We start from the raw sequence: 16,904 nt of genomic DNA, 5'->3' as shown, positions 1-16,904 counted from the left end.
CACCATGCACCCCAGTGCAAATTTGCACAGTTATTTTTGTTTCAGGACACTAGAATAGGTCCAACTTTTTCGGAGCCAGAGCCTTTATGCCAGATCCGGGTGACGCCTCCGGGCTGTCAGAATTACCGCTGGACGATTTGGTGGCGTGTCATGAGTGCGACTTGCTGATGCGTAAGCCTGAGCTCGCCCATGGCGAGAAAGCCCTGTGCCCGCGTTGCGGCTATGAGCTCTACGCCCATCGATATAACGTCGTGCAGCGCAGTCTCGCCTTGGTGATTGCAGCGCTTCTGCTGTACATCCCCGCGAACTTTTTACCCATCATGCAGCTCAATCTACTCGGACAGTCGTCGCAGGACACGGTCTGGAGCGGCGTTGTCGGCCTCTTCAACTCGGAAATGCGCGGCGTTTCCGTGGTGGTATTCCTGTGCAGCATGGCAATCCCGTTGCTCAAGTTGCTGTGCCAGCTGGCTGTCCTGCTGAGCATCCGTTTCAACATCGGCCGCAGTTACGGTTTGCTGCTCTATCGCATTTACCACCATTTGCGAGACTGGGGGATGCTTGAGGTCTACCTGATGGGCGTGCTGGTGGCGATCGTGAAACTGGCAGATATGGCAGCCATGACCATAGGCCTCGGATTGGCATGTTTCATCGGTTTGTTACTGGTTCAGGTCTGGCTGGAGGTCGTGATGTCGCCTCACCAGATCTGGCAGGCTTTATCAGGAGAGGATGCCCATGCGGGCGATTGATGCAGGCATTCTGATCTGTACCGAATGTCACGAATTGAACAGGCAGGAAGCTGATACCGACGAGCAACTCTGCACTCGCTGCGGTGCGCAGGTCCACGCTCGACGCCCGAATAGTCTGACGCGCACCTGGGCATTGCTGATTACTGCGGCAATTCTCTACATCCCGGCCAATGTGCTGCCGATCATGACCGTACGCTCACTGGGCAAAGGTGATCCCAGTACCATCATGTCCGGTGTGATCCAGCTGGTTCAGCACGGCATGATTCCTATCGCTGCCGTAGTATTCATAGCCAGTATCCTGGTGCCCACCTTCAAACTGGTGGGCATCGCGCTGTTGTTGTATTCGGTTCAGCGCCACCAACCGCTCTCGGCCCGGCAGCGTATCTGGATGTACCGCTTCATCGAGTTCATCGGTCGCTGGTCGATGCTCGATATTTTTGTGATCGCCATTCTGGTGGCGGTCGTGAATTTTGGACGGTTCGCCAGTGTCGAAGCCGACCTGGGGGCCATCGCCTTCGCCAGTGTGGTGATTTTGACAATGCTTGCTGCAGTAACTTTCGATCCCCGACTGATTTGGGATAACACGGAGTCGGACGCCGACCATGACTGATTTGCCCGTAGCTAAAACCCGACCGGCCTCGAACTGGTCCGCCATTTGGGTATTGCCCCTGATCGCCTTGATCATCGGCGGTTGGCTCGGCTGGCGTGCCTATAACGAGACCGGCATCGAGATCCAGGTGCGCTTCGAAAGCGGTGAAGGCATTCAGGCCAACAAAACTGAAGTGGTCTACAAAGGCATGTCGGTCGGCAAGGTCAAGACCCTCAAGCTCGATGATGAAGGCAGCACCAAAGGTGTAATCGCTACCGTCGAGATGAACAAGGACGTGGAGCCGTACCTGCGTACCAGCACACGTTTCTGGCTGGTCAAACCAAGCGTGAGTCTGGCCGGCATCACGGGGCTGGAAACGCTGGTTTCAGGCAACTATGTTGCGATCAGCCCGGGCGAAGGCGAGCCCACCCGCAAGTTCAAGGCGCTGGCTGAAGAGCCACCTCTTTCCGATGCCCAGCCCGGTCTGCACCTGACGATCAAAGCCGATCGCCTGGGCTCGCTGAACCGCGGCAGTCCGGTGTTCTACAAGCAGATCAAGGTTGGCCAGGTCAAAAGCTACTTGCTGTCCGACGACCAGAGTACCGTCGAGCTCAAGGTGTTCATCGAACCGACCTACGCCAAGCTGGTGCGCAAACATACGCGGTTCTGGAACGCCAGCGGTATCAGCATCGATGCCAACCTGTCGGGTGTGAAAGTCCGCAGTGAGTCCCTGGCCAGCATCGTCGCCGGCGGCATCGCCTTCGCTACACCGGACAATCGCAAGGATAGCCCGCCTACCGATCCAAGCCTGCCGTTCCGTCTTTACGAAGACTTCGACGCCGCTGCGGCCGGGATCAAGGTCAAGGTCAAACTCAGCGATTTCGAAGGTCTGCAGGCCGGGCGCACACCGGTGATGTACAAGGGCATTCAGGTGGGCACGCTCAAGGCACTCAAGGTCGATCCGGATCTTTCCGGTGCCAGCGCAGAGCTGACTCTTGATCCGCTCGCCGAAGATTACCTGGTGGACGGTACTCAATTCTGGGTCGTCAAACCTTCGATTTCCCTGGCGGGCATCACCGGGCTCGAAGCATTGGTAAAAGGCAACTACATCGCCGTACGTCCCGGTGATAAAGGCAACGCTCCGCAACGGGAATTCGTCGCGCGGCCCAAGGCGCCGCCGCTGGACTTGCGTTCGCCGGGATTGCATCTGGTGTTGTTCACCGAAAACCTGGGCTCTCTGGAAGTCGGCAGCCCGGTTCTCTACAAACAGGTCAAGGTGGGCTCGGTTCAGAGCTATCAATTCTCGCGCAAGAAAAATCAGCTGGTGATCGGTGTTCACATCGAAAAGGAATACGAAGATCTGGTCAACGGCTCGACCCGGTTCTGGAATGCCAGCGGTGTGACGCTCACCGGCGGTCTGACTGGCGGAATTCAAGTCAAAAGCGAATCGTTGCAAAGCCTGATGGCCGGCGGTATCGCCTTTGAAACGCCTGAGGCCAAGGTGCCGCTGAAAAAGCGGATCCCGCGCTTCCGTCTGTTCGCCAACCGTGAAGAGGCCAATCAGAAAGGCGCGCTCATCACGATCAAAGTCGATCGCGCCGATGGCTTGCGCGCCGGGACCCCGGTTCGCTTCAAAGGGCTGGATGTCGGCAAGATCGAGAACGTCGATCTCAGCGATGATCTGCAATCGGTGCTGCTGACCGCACGTATCACCGAGGTGCCTGAGCGCATTGCGCGGGTTGGCAGTGAGTTCTGGGTGGTCAAACCGGAACTGGGCCTGATCAAAACCTCAAACCTTGAAACCCTGGTCACCGGGCAGTACATCGAAGTGCAGCCGGCCGCGAAAAACCTTGGCCCGCAGAAGAATTTCGTCGCGCTGCCCGCCGCTCCGGAAACCGCCAAGCAGGAAGCAGGATTAAGCCTGGTATTGAGCGCTGCCCGGCGTGGCTCGTTGAAACCCGGAGTGCCGGTCACCTATCGCGAAATTACCGTGGGCAAGGTAACAGGTTACGAACTGGGCCAGACTGCGGACCGCGTCTTGATCCACATTCTGATCGAGCCGAAGTACGCGCCGTTGGTGCGCAGTGGTACCCGCTTCTGGAACACCAGCGGTTTCGACTTTGATGTCGGGCTGTTCAAGGGCGCGACGGTGCGTACCGAATCGCTGGAAACCATGATTCAGGGTGGCGTTGCGTTTGCCACTCCGGATGGTGACCGCATGGGCGTCGCAGCGCGGCCGGAGCAGACATTTGCGTTGTTCGACAAGTTTGAAGAGGAATGGCTGACTTGGGCGCCGAAGATTCCTCTGGGTAAATAGCGGGAGGTGATGGTGTCTGCAAGGGCTCCATCGCGAGCAGGTTCGCTCCCACAGGGTTTTTGTGTCACTCGAAACAAAAAGGCCGCGATCCATGAGGATCGCGGCCTTTCTGTTTGCATCAGCTAAAACCGATCAAACTTCATCCAACTCCGGCTCATCGGCTTCGACGTTGACCGTCGCCTTCACCTGATCACGACGACGAATGTACTTCCAGTCCGCCTCGTCGATGTAGATACCCGCCGGGCCGCTGCCGCCTTCAAGGTCGATGGCGACACTGGCGCAGACCTGCGGCTTCACACTCGCCAAAATCGGCACGAAGCCCAGCTGCAGACTGGTTTCCAGCAGCGCAGCCTGGTTGCGTTCGTCGATGTCCGCGGCTTCGTCGAGGTAGTACGGCAGGCGCACGCGGCCGGCCAGGTCGCGGTCCATCAGGTGCAGCAACAGGTACATGTTGGTCAGCGCCTTGATGGTCATGGTGGTGCCGTTGGAGGCGGCGCCGTCGATGTCGGTGTGGATAACCGGCTGACCGTTGACCTTGGTGATCTCGAACGCCAGTTCGAACAAGTCCTTCAGACCGAGCTGGTTGTGGTTGGCCGCCACCAGCCGTGCCAGGTATTCCTTGGCCTCTTCGTTCTTGTTGTCCTGCTCCGCGCTCTGGCTCAGGTCGAACACCGACAGCGTCTCGCCTTCTTCGTACTGGCCGGCGCTGTGGATGATCTGGTCGATGTGCTTGAGCGCTTCCTTGTTCGGCGCCAGGACGATGCGGAAGCTCTGCAGGTTGGAGACCTGACGCTTGTTGATCTCGCGGTTGAACAGCGCCAGTTGGTGTTCGAGGCTGTCGTAGTCGCTGCGAATGTTGCGCAGGGTCCGCGCGATGTCGGTCACGGCGGCACGACGGGCCTTGCCCAGTGTCAGGGCTTCGTCGGTGCGGTGCGCGTAAGCGTTGATCAGCAGTTGCAGGCGACGTTCCATATCGTCTTCGCTGTCGAACTTGGCTACACCCTTGAGGCGCACCTGAGCGTACAGCGCTTCGATCTGGCCATCGGCGCGCAACAGGCCCTGCCAGCTGTCCTGGTAGTCGTTGAGCAGCGGCAGCAGGTTGTCCATGGAGTCGTCGACCGGGTCCATGAACGGCGTGCCGAACGGCAGGTCTGCCGGCAGCAGTTGGCGACGGCGCAGCGCATCGTCGAGAGTGCGTTGCTTGGCCTCCATGTCGGCGATCTGCCGGCCGACCAGTTGCAGTTTGGCCGACAGTTGCTGGACGCGTTCGGTGAAGGCATCGCTGGAGCGCTTGAGCTCTTCCTGGGCGGCTTCCATCTGCGCCAGTTGCTCGAGTTTCTCGCCTTCCTCGGCGCTCAGGGTCTGCGTGCGACGGAAATCCTCCAGAGCCTTCTGCGCATCCAGAACCTGCTGGTACAGCGCTTCGGTCTGGGTTTTGCTCGCGGCACGGTCGGCGGCCACGGCTTGCTGGGTCTTGAGTTGCTTGAGCTCTTTTTCCAGGCGCTCTTTCTGGTCGCGCAACGCCGCACGGTCGGCCAGGGCTTGCAGCGCCGGCGGTTCGATGTGCGACAGATCGATGGACAGGCCCGGGACTTCAAAGCGCTCGCCCTTGAAGCCGTCGAGGATCAGCTCCACGGATTTGACCCAGTCGCCATTCTCGTCCAGCGCAATCCCGTGTTCGCCCAGCGGCAGGCTGAACAGTGCGCTGTTGAACAGGCGCATCAGACGCTCGACATCCTGCTGGGAGAACTCTTCGCGCAGACGGGCATAGCTGTTGTTGTCGGCGTGATCGAGTTGCTGCTTGACCGACTTCAGGCGTTTTTCCAGGTCGCGCAGACGCTCTTCCAGATCTTCGGCGCTGAACTGACGGGACTGGGCCAAAGCACCGGCCAGCTCATCGTGGGCGTCCTTGGCCGCAAGCAGTTGCTGCTCCAGCACCTTGACGTCGTCGACCAGGGCAAAGCGGTGCTTGAGCACGGACAACTCGCCGAGCCAGCGCTGGATGCCGGTGATTTCCCGCTCCAGACGCATCAGCTCCTGAGTGCCGCCACGCTGGTCGTTTTGCAGGTCGTCCTGCTCGCGACGGTAGTGTTCGGCCTGGATGGTCAGCTCTTCCTTGCGCGCGCTGGCGTAGTCCGACCAGGTGCCGAGCAGCGAGTCGAGCAGCGGCGACAGGCGATGCAGCTTGCCGCGCAGCACGTCGCGTTGTTTCACGCCGTTGGCCAGTGCTTCGACCAAAGGTCCTGCGGCGACCAGCGAGTTGTAGTCCTGCTCCATGCGTCTTACATCGCGGAAGGCTTCTTCGCACGCGGCGATGTAGTCCACGCTGCCGGAACGCAGGCTGTGCTCGAAGGCATCGAGGAACAGTTGCTTGAGCTTGGCCGCGGTGATTTCGCGCATGTGCAGCAGGTTGATGAACAGGGCGCGGAAAGTCTTCAGGCTCTGCTCGCTGGTGGAGCGCAGCGGGATCAGCGTCAGGTCCAGCGGGATCGAGGTGTGACCGCCGACCAGCAGGCGACGCAGTTCATCCGGCTTGAGTTCGTAGGCTTTCAGGCCTTCGCGCTCGAGGTTGGTGAACAGTTCTTTCTGGCGCAGGCAGGTGTCGTTTTTCTGGTAGTGGGCCAGGTCCAGTTTGCCGGCATAGGCGAAGAACTGGTGACCGAAGCCACCGCCCGGGCCGCGACCGACCACGCCGATCACGTGCGGGCCGTGGGGCAGAGAGACTTCCACCAGAATGTAGCTGGTGTCGGAGGCGAAGTAGAAGCGCCGGGACTGCTCCAGGCTGTACTTGCCGAAGCTCATGTCCGACATGCGCGCCAGAATCGGGAATTGCAGGGCGTTGATCGAAGCGGATTTGCCGAGGTTGTTTGCGCCGTAGACCGACAGCGGTTCTTCCAGCGGAAACAGGCCGAGACTGTAGCCGGCAGTGTTCAATAGGGCAAAGCGGCGGATGCCGTAGCGTTCCTTGCTCATGCGTCGAGCTCCTGTTCTTCGGCGATGGCGCGGGCCAGGGCGTCTTCTTCGCTTTCATCTTCATCAAACTCCGCCAGATCCAGCGGGTCGTCGGTCTGCAGCAGCTTTTCGTCGCTGTCTTCGTCGACCAGCACCGGCGTCGGCAGCGGCAATACGCTGTGCAGGCTGGCCGCCAGGTCGCGATCTTGTTGAACCGAGAGGCAGACATCGAGGAAACGGTGCATCGGCGGCAGGAAGCGGTAGACGCCGTTGTCTTCGCTGGCGAAACCGAGCTGGGTCATGCGGCGCATGATTTTTTCTTCCAGCTCATCCTGGGTCTGCACTTCGGCCTGGATAAACAGGTCGCGGTATTTTTCCAGCAACGATGGCAGCTCATCGCGCCCGAGGCTGCCGCCGTCGAGCACGGAGATCGGGTCGCGGCCCTGGTCGGCCAGATGCTCGACCAGAATGAAGGTGAACAGCGCCAGGCGCTGGGCGGTCTTGTTCACCGCTGCAGCGGCGAGCTCCGGCACGAAATAGTAGAAACCGCGGGTATCGCACACCAACTCGAAACCCAGGGCCTTGAACAGCGTGCGGTACTGGTCCTGAAAGTTCGACAGCTGGGCGTACAGCTCCGGATCGCGGCGGCTGACGTGGTAGCCCTTGAACAGCTCGCGAAAGATCGGCGCCAGATGGGACAGTTCGGATAGATCAAGATGCATGGGGCGTACCTGCTGAGAGGGGGCTCGCAGAATTCTCGGCGGTATCTGTGCCGGCCGAGAGCAGGGCGAAGGAGCGCAGGCTGACCTGGTGCTCGTGTGTAAAGTATTCGCGGCGTTCCAGGCGTTCGCGCTTGAAGCGTTTTTCCCGGGACAGACGCGAGAACCAGTACAGCAATTCGTCGGTGGCGCCGTCCGGCTCCTGCTCCAGCAGCCAGGTCATCAGGTCCGGCATCGGCAGGGCGTCTGCGCAGCGATCGAGCATCTCGCGGACCGTGCGTGGCGCACGTGGAGCGTCACCGCCCTTGTGGATCTTGTGCGCCTTGGGGAAGCGCGCCGGTTTCGGCTCGAATCGGGCAAGGGCGTAAACGTAGGCTTCGACCTGACTGGCGCTGCCGAGAAAGGTGCTTTGCGGCCGGGTGAACATCGGCATGGCCGCTTGCGGTACGGCATCGATGCCCTTGCGGCGAATCATCGACAGCGCTAGCGCCGCACCACGGGTCACGGCGTTGTGCCGGCGCGCTTCTTCACGCAGCGGCAGCAGCAGCTCGCGGGCATGACGCAGAGTCAGTTGCGCGCTGGTCTGCATTTCGAGGATGCGCGCGTGGGTGCGCAGCAGCATGTCGTCGTCGACCAGATGGCCAAGGCGCTGCTGCTCGGTGAGCATCTTCAGCAGGACGTTTTCGACCTTGCGCACACCCTGTTCGAAGGCGCCGTCGGCGTTTACCAACTGGATCATCGGCTCGACGTATTCGTCCCAGGTCGCCAGTACTTCGGCATAACGCTGACGCAGCGGGATCTGCCGGTCGCTGGTCTTGGCCCGCTCGGCGACGGCCACCAGGGCCTGCTCGTCGTTGGCCAGCTTCTTCAATACATCGCGAACGCGCATGTCCAGCAAGCGCAATTGACGCGCGAGGTCGTTGCCGTCTCGAATGTCGAAGGCGTCTTGGATATAACCGGCCAGGCGCTCAAGATGGCGCAGGTAGGCTTCGATCTCCAGGCACAGGCCCAGCCGGTGTTCCCGGCGCAGGTAGGCGAGGAAGTCGTGAATCTGCGCGTTGAGCTCGAAACGGTTCGGGCTTTTCGCCACGGGAACCAGAATATCGAGGCGAATCCACACGTCGAGCAGACTGGTGATGTCCTGCGGCGTGCTGTCGAGTTGCTGGGCAGCCAACTGTGAACGCAGTTCGTTGAGGCTCAGTGTGCCTTGGTCGAAGTGCTCGCACAGTGGCTCAAGCAGGGCCCAGTGTTCAGCGAGGGCGCGCAAGACGCGCTTGGGTTCGATCATCGGAATGGCCGGCTGGTTGGCGAATAAAAGCCGCGATTGTACTGCATCGCAGCCGATGCGATTCACTCTCGGGACGGACAACATCTTTTCAGTTGGTGAAGTCTATCGATCAACTGCGGGCGATCTTGAGCGAAGGGCTGTAGAATCGGTGCACTTTAGTTATCCACAAGTGGCCGACCTTTGCTTATCGAGTCCCGTCGCCGCGCCTATCTGAGCGCCATGCAGGTGGTCAATTGGCTGCCGCGCACCGAATTGCCCTTTGCTGCACCGTCGCGGCCCGAATTGCTGGAGCCGCTCGAGCCGGTTGTGGTCGAGCCTGTGGCGCCGGCTGCCGTGGCTGAAGTGGCTGCCGCTGCAGTGGCCAAACCGGCTGAAAGGGTGAAAATCGAAGTGCCACGACCTTCGACCGCCAGCCCGCGCGCGACGGTCAAGCCGGTGGAGGAGCCCGAAGAGGCACCTGTCGCCAAGGCCCCCGTCATACCGCCTCCGCGATTCGCCCTGCAATTGCTGCGCGCCGGGCGCTGCCTGCTGCTGGTGGAGTTACCCACAGGCGAAGCGTTCCAATCCCGCGATCCTGCCTACTTGCTGCTCAAGGACATGCTGCGTGCCGCCGGCCTGCCGGACAGCCCGCAGATCGTCGGCGAGCCGGTGCGCTGGCCGCTGCTGGTGCGTGGTTCGATGGATCAGGGGCCGGAAGCGGCTCGCGACTTCGTCCAGGGTTTTCTCTCGGCACGACTCGAAGATGCGCCGTGCGTCTGCCTCTGGCTGATCGGCCTGCCCGCGGTGCGTTTTGCGGGCGAGGCGGATGCCGAATCCTACAACCGCGAACTTCAGGTCGAAGGCCTGGGTTCGGTCTGGGCCTTGCCGGGCCTGGAGTTATTAATGGAAGAGCCACGGCGCAAGGCGGATGTCTGGCAAGCCATGCGTCGGCTGATGGCGCGCTGGAAAGAATCGAATGAGTGAATCTGTATCATTCCGCCCGATGACCGAGGCGGATCTGGACGCTGTACTGAAGATCGAATACGCGGCATACAGCCATCCCTGGACCCGCGGCATTTTTCTCGATGGCCTGGGCAAGTACCAGATCTGGCTGATGTTCGAAGGGCAGCAACAGGTCGGGCACGGTGTGGTGCAGGTCATTCTTGATGAAGCGCATCTGCTGAACATCACTGTCAAACCGGAAAACCAGGGTCGCGGCCTGGGTTTGACGTTGCTGGAGCATCTGATGTCGATTGCCTATAAGGCTGAAGCCCGGGAGTGTTTCCTGGAGGTGCGTGACAGCAATACGGCGGCTTTCAAGCTGTATGAGCGTTATGGATTCAATGAGATTGGCCGGCGTCGGGACTACTACCCGGCGGTGGGTGGGCGTGAGGATGCGGTGGTCATGGCCTGCACACTGGTCGACTGAGACAGTCTCGCGAGCAGGCTCGCTCCCACAGGAGTTGACAGTTCAATGTGGGAGCCTGCTCGCGATTGCGATTTATCAGACGTTGATCAGCGCTTGCCGTCGAGCGGATCGCGCCGCGCCAGCTCCGCCTCATCCAGCCCGCCACCACCGCCAATCTCGTCTTCATCGACGATGCTCAAATCCCAACCGGACTCATTGCCCCGACCGATTTCCCGAGCATCCCGGGCGCCGTCTTCGCGAATCAGGGTTTCCGGGCTCAAATCGTCGTCGGTCGGCTGATGATCATCGGTCGAAGCGCCGGTCATGCCCGCTTCACGCACCCTTGAGCCCGGCATCAATTGCTCGCGCTCACGCTCGGGCAGCTCGTCGCCGATTTTCGCGCTGGGCTGTTCGTCGTCGAAGTCCAGTTCGTGCACCGATCCCATGCGGTCTTCGTTATCATCGATGGGTTGCGGCTGTGCCGCGTCGTAAGGACGTCGTGAATCATTCATGGCAAATCCTCATACTGTGGGCCTTACTAGGGTGGACTCACCCGGCACACGAGAATTCCAACGAAAACACCTGCAATCCTTTGGTGACCCCGACGGGCGGTTGACTGTCAAAGCAGCAAATCATTCTTGAGGCTTCCCAGCATGCATGACTTACAAGACCTGATTGATAACAACGAGCGTTGGGCTGACGCGATCACCAAGGAAGATCCGGACTTCTTCGCCAAACTGGCTCGCCAGCAGACGCCTGAATACCTGTGGATCGGCTGTTCCGATGCGCGTGTACCAGCCAACGAGATCGTGGGCATGCTGCCGGGCGATCTGTTCGTGCACCGCAACGTGGCCAACGTGGTCCTGCACACCGACCTGAACTGCCTGTCGGTGATTCAGTACGCGGTCGACGTGCTCAAGGTCAAACACATCCTCGTCACCGGCCACTATGGCTGTGGCGGTGTGCGCGCCTCGATGCAAGATCGCCAGTTCGGCCTGATCGATGGCTGGCTGCGCACCATTCGTGACCTGTACTACGAAAAGCGCGAAGAGCTCGCCAAGCTGCCGACCGAAGAAGAGCGGGTCGACCGCATGTGCGAACTCAACGTGATCCAGCAAGTGGCCAACGTCGGCCACACCAGCATCGTGCAGAACGCCTGGCACCGTGGTCAGAAGCTGTCGATCCACGGCTGCATCTACGGCATTAAAGATGGTCGCTGGAAGAGCCTGAACACCACCATCAGCGGCCCTGATCAATTGCCGCCGCAATACCGCCTGCGTCCTTTCGAACCGTTGTAATTCGCTTCAGGACAAACTCTGCCGACGCCAGTGTTGCAAAAACAGCTGGCCGTCGGCGTTTGGCGCCTCGTCATAACCGGTAATCCAGCCCCGGCAATTGTATGAGCCGCACAGACAGGCAAACTGTCGCAGCAACTTGTCCTCGGTGGCGGCATAGTCCATCGCCAGCCAATCGCCCTTCCTGATGTCCTTCAGCGCCCATAACCACAGCTCACTCATGTCCAGATAGACATTGGGATCGCACGAGTGCCTCAGCAATCCGCAGAACCTTGGGTCGTAGACATGCACTCCGGGCGCCATCTGCCGCGTGTGCCGGCTTCGATAGGGCAGTAGATGACCGGAGACGCGGCAGATTCGGCTGATTCGCGGAAATTCGCGCAACGCCATTGCGGCGATCTGCTTACCGGCGCTATTGGTGAGAATCTCGAAGTCGGTGAGCGAGGGGAAGCCGAGGTCAGTGGGTAGTTCGGTAAACGGATAGACGCCCCCAGGGGGCGGCGCGTGGGATTTGCGCAGTGCACTGGCTTTCATCTAACGATCCTTGTCGGCGGGGGCTGCGACCTCAATCAACTGACTATCCTGTCAGCGCTGCAGCGCATGAGTTCAGCCCCAAGCCTCTCGCAGATGGAACCGGCGGTCTACTGTCACAAATGACAGTCGGCCTGCCGTTCATCGTTTTATAGCCCTGGCGCGGGGACCGTAGTGGCGGGTGCTGGCGCCTTGAGCTGTTTGAGCTGCGGTGCAATGGTCGCCGTCGCGCATTTGCCTGCGGCCTGAGCGGGTGTCAGGTTGCGGATCGAGGTGTAGAACAGCGCGCAGGTCTTTTCTTTCTGGGCCACTTGCCAGGTTTGCGTGCAGCTTTTGAGCTCGATGTCCGGATTGCTGTCCGGCTGGCGGCCCATGGCGGCCTGCCAGCAAGCGACGCTCAGGTCCTGGCCCATGACTTTCAGGCCCGCCGTATCGGCCTTGGCCTTGGCATCGTTGCCTGTGTAATTATCCGGATCAGACGCGTACCAGATATAGCTCGGGTGGTTGGCGCCCAGCACAGGCACCTTTGTCCCGTCGCTCGGGCTGATGTTTACCAGGCTCAGCACGTTCACCGTCGGCCCATACTGTTGCTTGATCCAGTTACGCACCGGCGTACCGAAGGCGACCATCGGCAAAGGATCCCCGCTGGCCGTCACGCTCATGTTCCTGACCATGACGGTCTGATAATCCTTGAAGTAATCGTAGACACCTTCGAGGTCCTTGCCGGCGTTGGAAGGCGCTGCAATCGGCGCGATATCGATGATCGTCTGAAAGGCGGGTGTCTGCTCGGCCGGGATGCCGTTCACCGTCAGCAGGGACGCCCAGCGATCGGTGGTGGCGGATTTCAGGTAATCCTGGGCCTGGGTCAGCGAATAGTCCGGCGGGAAGTGCAGCAGCTCGACACTCCTGCGGTTTTCCAGGGCCATGCCCAGTGGCAGGAAGAAATACCAGCTGTAGGCCCACTTGCCGTCGGCATTGAGCTTGCTCGCGCCGTTGTACGCCAAATCACCGGCATCAAGGAGCGCTGCCAGTGGCTTTTCATAGCTTTTGGGGACGCCGGTGATTTCGGCATGTAGCTGGTTGTTATCGTTTTTGACCAGCACCTTCGCATCGCCGTAGCCATCGCGTTGCAGGCTTTGGGTCAGGTAATGCTCGACGGTCTGTTCAAGCGTCCAGTTGCGAAAGCAGATGACATTGCAATTGTTGGGATAAGCAAACAGGCGGGTAACGCGTTCGGTGCTGCCCAGCTTCATGCCGACATCGGCGTGAGCAGCGGCACTCAGGGTGAGAGCCGCGAGGGTAAGTCCTGCGAGTTTTTGCATGCTCAGATCCTTTCAGCGTGATCCCTTGAACAGGGCGGATACATTATATGTAGCACTCGGGTTGTCGCTCGTGCAGTGTCTGGCGCACCGGACCGCTGCTAGACTGGCGCAATACCGCCGTCGATAAAAGGTGAAACATGAGGCCCTCAATCGCGCTTGATCTGCAACGAGCAGCCGTTCGCGAGGTTGTCAGCCGCTTTCGGACTTCCAATCCCCGAGTGTTCGGTTCGGTGTTGTTCGGGACGGATCAGGAAGGGAGCGATCTTGACCTGCTGGTGGATACGCTGCCGGGCGCTACCTTGTTCGATCTTGGAGGGCTCCAGCTCGAGCTGGAGGATTTGCTGGGGGTCAGCGTTGATCTGCTGACGCCAGGGGATTTGCCATTGAAGTTTCGTCAGCAGGTACTCGATCAGGCGCGTCCGGTATGACGGACCATCGTCTTGGCGACTATCTTGAGCATATGCGCCAGGCAGCCAGCGATGCTTTGATTTTTGTCGAGGACATGGGCTGGGAAGACTTTTTCGATGACAAACGCACCCAGCAAGCGGTCATCATGAGTCTCGTTATCATTGGCGAGGCAGCGACCAAAATCATGGACGGCTACCCCGACTTCACCAGCTCACACTCCCGAGTACCGTGGCGCAGCATGCGGGGTATGCGTAATCGCATTGCTCATGGCTATTTCGACATCAATCTCGGAATAGTGTGGGAGACAGTTCAGGTGGCATTACCTGAATTATTGAAAGTCCTGCCTTCCGATTCGTGATTGCACCTGCCTTGCAGCAGGTGCAATTCCCTCCGCCTTAAGGCATCACTGGCGGCATATACGCCAGCGTCGTCCCCAGTGCCCACAACAACACCAGCACCAGCGGTGTGTGTACCAGCAACTGTACGAACGAAAACCCGATCAGGTCCCGGGCCTTCAAGCCCAGCACGCCCAGCAGCGGCAGCATGTAGAACGGGTTGATCAGATTCGGCAGGGCTTCGGCGGCGTTGTAGATCTGCACGGCCCAGCCCAGGTGGTAGTTCAGGTCGGTGGCCACTTGCATCACGTACGGCGCTTCGATGATCCACTTGCCGCCGCCGGATGGAATGAAGAAGCCGAGAATCGCCGAGTACACGCCCATCAGCAACGCATAGGTGTCATGGGAGGCGATGCTGACGAAGAAGGTCGAGATGTGGTGGGCCAGGGTCTGGGCGTCGGCGCCTTTTACCGTGGTCATCAGCGCGGCGATCGAGCCGTACAGCGGGAACTGGATCAGCACGCCGGTGGTGGTCGGTACCGCACGGGCCACGGCGTCGAGGAAGCTGCGCGGGCGCCAGTGCAGCAGGGCGCCGAGCATGATGAACAGGAAGTTGTAGGTGTTCAGGCCGGAAATCGCGGTGATCGCAGGTTTGGTCGAGAATTCATGGAACAGCCATCCAGCGGCCAGCAGCACCAGGAGGATGATCAACAGCGGGCTGTGTTCCAGCCATTCGCCTGGACGGGTGCGCGGTTGCAGCGGTGGCAGGTTGAAGCTTGGGTCGACGCCGCAGGCCTCGGCGTCACGGGCCGAATTTTTTCCCGGTGCGGTGGCGTAGGCAATGATGACCGAGATCACGATCAACGCCAGCAGCATCACGCCGGACTGCCAGAGAAAGATCGTCTGGGTGAATGGAATCACCCCGGTGATCGACAGAATCGACGGCGGCAGGCTCGCCGGGTTGGCCTGCAATTGCGCAGCGGACGACGACAGACCCAGGGCCCACACGGCGCCAAGACCGAGGTAAGCCGCAGCACCGGCGGCGCGGTAATCCATTTTCAGATCGGTTCTGCGGGCCAGGGCGCGTACCAGCAGGCCACCGAACACCAGCGACAGGCCCCAGTTCAGAAGCGAAGCGACCATGGAAATCAGGGCGACCCAGGCCACGGCGGAACGCCCGTTTTTCGGGATCTTGGCCAACCGGTCGATCAGCTTCACCGCAGGCGGCGAGCTGGCCACCACATAACCGCCGATCACCACGAACGCCATCTGCATGGTGAAGGGGATCAGGCTCCAGAAACCATCACCGAATGCCATCGCGGCATCGGTGGGCTTGGCCCCCATGAACATCGTGGCTACGGCGACGATGATCACCGCCAAGGCAGCGAATACCCAGGAGTCGGGAAACCAGCGTTCGGCAAAACTTGAGCAGCGCAGGGCAAAGCGGGCTGAGCGGCTATCTTCGATATCAGCGGCCACGGGAACACCTCGAATTTTTATGTTTGTTGTGGTCTTCAGGGCTCGACGGCCCGTCTGGACAGGCGTTTACAGTAAATCAAGGCGAAATATTTTGTGACGCTGTTTTACGGCTATGCGACTTTGGTCTAGCGGGTTGTTCCTAGCAGCGTTTGCGTAGACCATGGGCGCCTTGGTTTTTGCCTGTGTCAGAGTTCTTTTACATGAATGCCATTACCGATTCGCGCCCGGCGCCCTTTCGCCGTTCGGACTACAAAACCCTGGGCCTCGCGGCCCTTGGCGGGGCGCTGGAAATCTACGACTTCATCATCTTCGTTTTTTTCGCGCTGACGTTGAGCCAGTTGTTCTTCCCGCCGGAAATGCCCGAATGGCTGCGGCTGCTGCAGAGCTTCGGCATCTTCGTCACTGGCTACCTCGCGCGCCCGCTGGGCGGAATCCTGATGGCGCACTTCGCTGACCGGCTGGGGCGCAAACGGGTGTTCAGCCTGAGCATCCTGATGATGGCGCTGCCCTGCCTGCTGATCGGGGTCATGCCGACCTACGCGCAAATCGGCTATTTCGCACCGCTGTTGCTGTTGTTGCTGCGTGTTCTGCAAGGGGCCGCGGTAGGCGGGGAAGTCCCCAGTGCCTGGGTGTTCGTGGCTGAACATGCGCCGGTTGGCCATCGCGGCTACGCCTTGGGCTTTTTGCAGGCGGGGCTGACTTTCGGCTACTTGCTGGGCGCCCTGACGGCGACCTTCCTGGCTCAGCTTTTCACCCCGACCGAGATCCTCGATTACGCCTGGCGGTATCCGTTCCTGCTCGGTGGCGTGTTCGGGGTGATCGGTGTTTGGCTACGCCGCTGGCTCAGTGAAACTCCGGTGTTCATGGCCATGCAGGCTCGCCGCGAAGAACACGTCGAACTGCCGTTGCGCGCGGTGCTGCGCGAGCATCGGCTGGCCATGCTGCCGGCGATGATCCTCACCTGTGTGCTGACCTCGGCGGTGGTGGTGTTCGTGGTCATCACCCCGACCATGATGCAGAAAACCTTCGGCATGACCGCCAGCCACACCTTCGCCCTGAGCGCGCTGGGCATCGTCTTTCTGAACATCGGTTGCGTGCTGGCCGGGTTGCTGGTCGACCGCATCGGTGCCTGGCGCGCGGTCATGATCTACAGCCTGTTGCTGCCGCTGGGTATTGGCGTGCTCTACGCCTGTCTGATCAATGGGGGCAGCTGGATCGGTCTGGCCTATTCGATAGCAGGTCTGGGTTGCGGGGTGGTTGGCGCAGTGCCTTCGGTGATGGTTAGCCTGTTCCCGGCGCGCATCCGCGTTTCGGGTATTTCCTTTACCTACAACATTGCCTACGCCGCATGGGCGAGTATCACACCGTTGTTGTTGATCGGTCTGATGCCATGGAGTCCATGGATCTGTGTGATGTTCTGCGCGGTGATGGGCGCGGTGGGCATGGGCAGTGCGGCGTATTTCGGTGCGCGGATGCCGAAAGTCGGCAGTTGTTCTATCGCTGGCGCGGTGTAATTGCACAGGGGTCTTTCACAGG

The 16,904-nt window shown here is 60.3% G+C and carries 16 protein-coding genes; 9 read left to right on the top strand and 7 right to left on the bottom strand.

Annotation, left to right across the window (positions count from 1 at the left end; all coding sequences use genetic code 11):
* Positions 1-86: 86 nt before the first annotated feature.
* From K9857_RS09545 to K9857_RS09535, 3 genes are read left to right on the top strand one after another with little or no spacing between them, the layout of a single operon-like run.
* Positions 87-746, top strand: a complete 660-nt coding sequence (locus tag K9857_RS09545; RefSeq protein ID WP_224535194.1) for a paraquat-inducible protein A — start codon at positions 87-89, stop codon at positions 744-746.
* Entirely contained in the window at positions 733-1,356 is a 624-nt protein-coding gene (locus K9857_RS09540) for a paraquat-inducible protein A (RefSeq protein WP_224535192.1), read from the top strand. Before K9857_RS09545 ends, K9857_RS09540 begins: the two co-directional genes overlap by 14 nt.
* Entirely contained in the window at positions 1,349-3,652 is a 2,304-nt protein-coding gene (locus K9857_RS09535) for a PqiB family protein (RefSeq protein WP_224535190.1), read from the top strand. Before K9857_RS09540 ends, K9857_RS09535 begins: the two co-directional genes overlap by 8 nt.
* A gap of 132 nt (positions 3,653-3,784) precedes the next feature.
* On the opposite strand, the gene mksF is transcribed toward K9857_RS09535, so the two are convergent.
* The 3 genes from mksF to mksB are packed head-to-tail and all read right to left on the bottom strand — an operon-like array spanning position 3,785 to position 8,611.
* A complete protein-coding gene (mksF, locus tag K9857_RS09530) occupies positions 3,785-6,625 on the bottom strand; it encodes an Mks condensin complex protein MksF (protein WP_224535188.1) in 2,841 nt (946 codons plus the stop codon).
* Entirely contained in the window at positions 6,622-7,326 is a 705-nt protein-coding gene (gene mksE / locus K9857_RS09525) for an Mks condensin complex protein MksE (RefSeq protein WP_224535186.1), read from the bottom strand. Before mksE ends, mksF begins: the two co-directional genes overlap by 4 nt.
* The gene (gene mksB, locus K9857_RS09520) at positions 7,316-8,611 is read right to left on the bottom strand and encodes an Mks condensin complex protein MksB (protein ID WP_224535184.1); all 1,296 of its coding nucleotides are present in this window, start codon (positions 8,609-8,611) and stop codon (positions 7,316-7,318) included. The genes mksE and mksB overlap by 11 nt, the downstream gene beginning before the upstream one ends.
* 219 nt (positions 8,612-8,830) lie before the next feature.
* On the opposite strand from mksB, the gene K9857_RS09515 reads away from it, so the two are divergent.
* Positions 8,831-9,574 carry an energy transducer TonB gene (locus tag K9857_RS09515; RefSeq protein ID WP_224535198.1) on the top strand — a complete coding sequence of 248 codons (744 nt, stop codon included), beginning with the start codon at positions 8,831-8,833 and terminating at the stop codon, positions 9,572-9,574.
* Complete coding sequence (gene rimI / locus K9857_RS09510) at positions 9,567-10,019, top strand: ribosomal protein S18-alanine N-acetyltransferase (RefSeq protein WP_224535182.1); 453 nt, start codon at positions 9,567-9,569, stop codon at positions 10,017-10,019. Before K9857_RS09515 ends, rimI begins: the two co-directional genes overlap by 8 nt.
* An 86-nt stretch (positions 10,020-10,105) precedes the next feature.
* Here rimI and K9857_RS09505 read toward each other — a convergent pair whose 3' ends face one another.
* Positions 10,106-10,510 (bottom strand): serine kinase/phosphatase, encoded by a 405-nt coding sequence (locus K9857_RS09505; protein WP_224535180.1) that lies wholly within the window; start codon positions 10,508-10,510, stop codon positions 10,106-10,108.
* Between the two features lie 141 nt (positions 10,511-10,651).
* Between K9857_RS09505 and can the strand changes: the two genes are divergently transcribed.
* Complete coding sequence (can, locus tag K9857_RS09500; protein WP_224535178.1) at positions 10,652-11,296, top strand: carbonate dehydratase; 645 nt, start codon at positions 10,652-10,654, stop codon at positions 11,294-11,296.
* 6 nt (positions 11,297-11,302) lie between these two features.
* On the opposite strand, the gene K9857_RS09495 is transcribed toward can, so the two are convergent.
* Together K9857_RS09495 and K9857_RS09490 are read right to left on the bottom strand one after the other, a co-directional pair.
* A complete protein-coding gene (locus tag K9857_RS09495; RefSeq protein WP_224535177.1) occupies positions 11,303-11,827 on the bottom strand; it encodes an SET domain-containing protein in 525 nt (174 codons plus the stop codon).
* A gap of 146 nt (positions 11,828-11,973) precedes the next feature.
* Complete coding sequence (locus K9857_RS09490) at positions 11,974-13,146, bottom strand: hypothetical protein (protein WP_224535175.1); 1,173 nt, start codon at positions 13,144-13,146, stop codon at positions 11,974-11,976.
* A gap of 137 nt (positions 13,147-13,283) precedes the next feature.
* Here K9857_RS09490 and K9857_RS09485 point away from each other — a divergent pair, with 137 nt between their 5' ends.
* Positions 13,284-13,574, top strand: coding sequence for a nucleotidyltransferase family protein (locus K9857_RS09485; protein WP_224535173.1), 291 nt, complete (start codon positions 13,284-13,286; stop codon positions 13,572-13,574).
* Positions 13,571-13,912, top strand: coding sequence for a DUF86 domain-containing protein (locus K9857_RS09480; RefSeq protein ID WP_224535172.1), 342 nt, complete (start codon positions 13,571-13,573; stop codon positions 13,910-13,912). The genes K9857_RS09485 and K9857_RS09480 overlap by 4 nt, the downstream gene beginning before the upstream one ends.
* Positions 13,913-13,949: 37 nt before the next feature.
* Here the strand turns inward: K9857_RS09480 and K9857_RS09475 are convergent, their stop codons facing one another.
* Positions 13,950-15,368: a short-chain fatty acid transporter gene (locus K9857_RS09475; RefSeq protein WP_224535170.1), complete on the bottom strand. Its 1,419-nt coding sequence runs from the start codon at positions 15,366-15,368 to the stop codon at positions 13,950-13,952.
* Positions 15,369-15,568: 200 nt separating this feature from the next.
* Between K9857_RS09475 and K9857_RS09470 the strand changes: the two genes are divergently transcribed.
* Positions 15,569-16,882: an MFS transporter gene (locus K9857_RS09470; protein WP_224535168.1), complete on the top strand. Its 1,314-nt coding sequence runs from the start codon at positions 15,569-15,571 to the stop codon at positions 16,880-16,882.
* The last annotated feature ends 22 nt before the right edge of the window (positions 16,883-16,904 follow it).

It is taken from the genome of Pseudomonas sp. REP124, assembly GCF_020164475.1.
Lineage (GTDB): Bacteria > Pseudomonadota > Gammaproteobacteria > Pseudomonadales > Pseudomonadaceae > Aquipseudomonas.
Note: the sequence above shows the minus strand (reverse complement) of the source record. Positions and strands in the feature narration are given on the sequence as shown.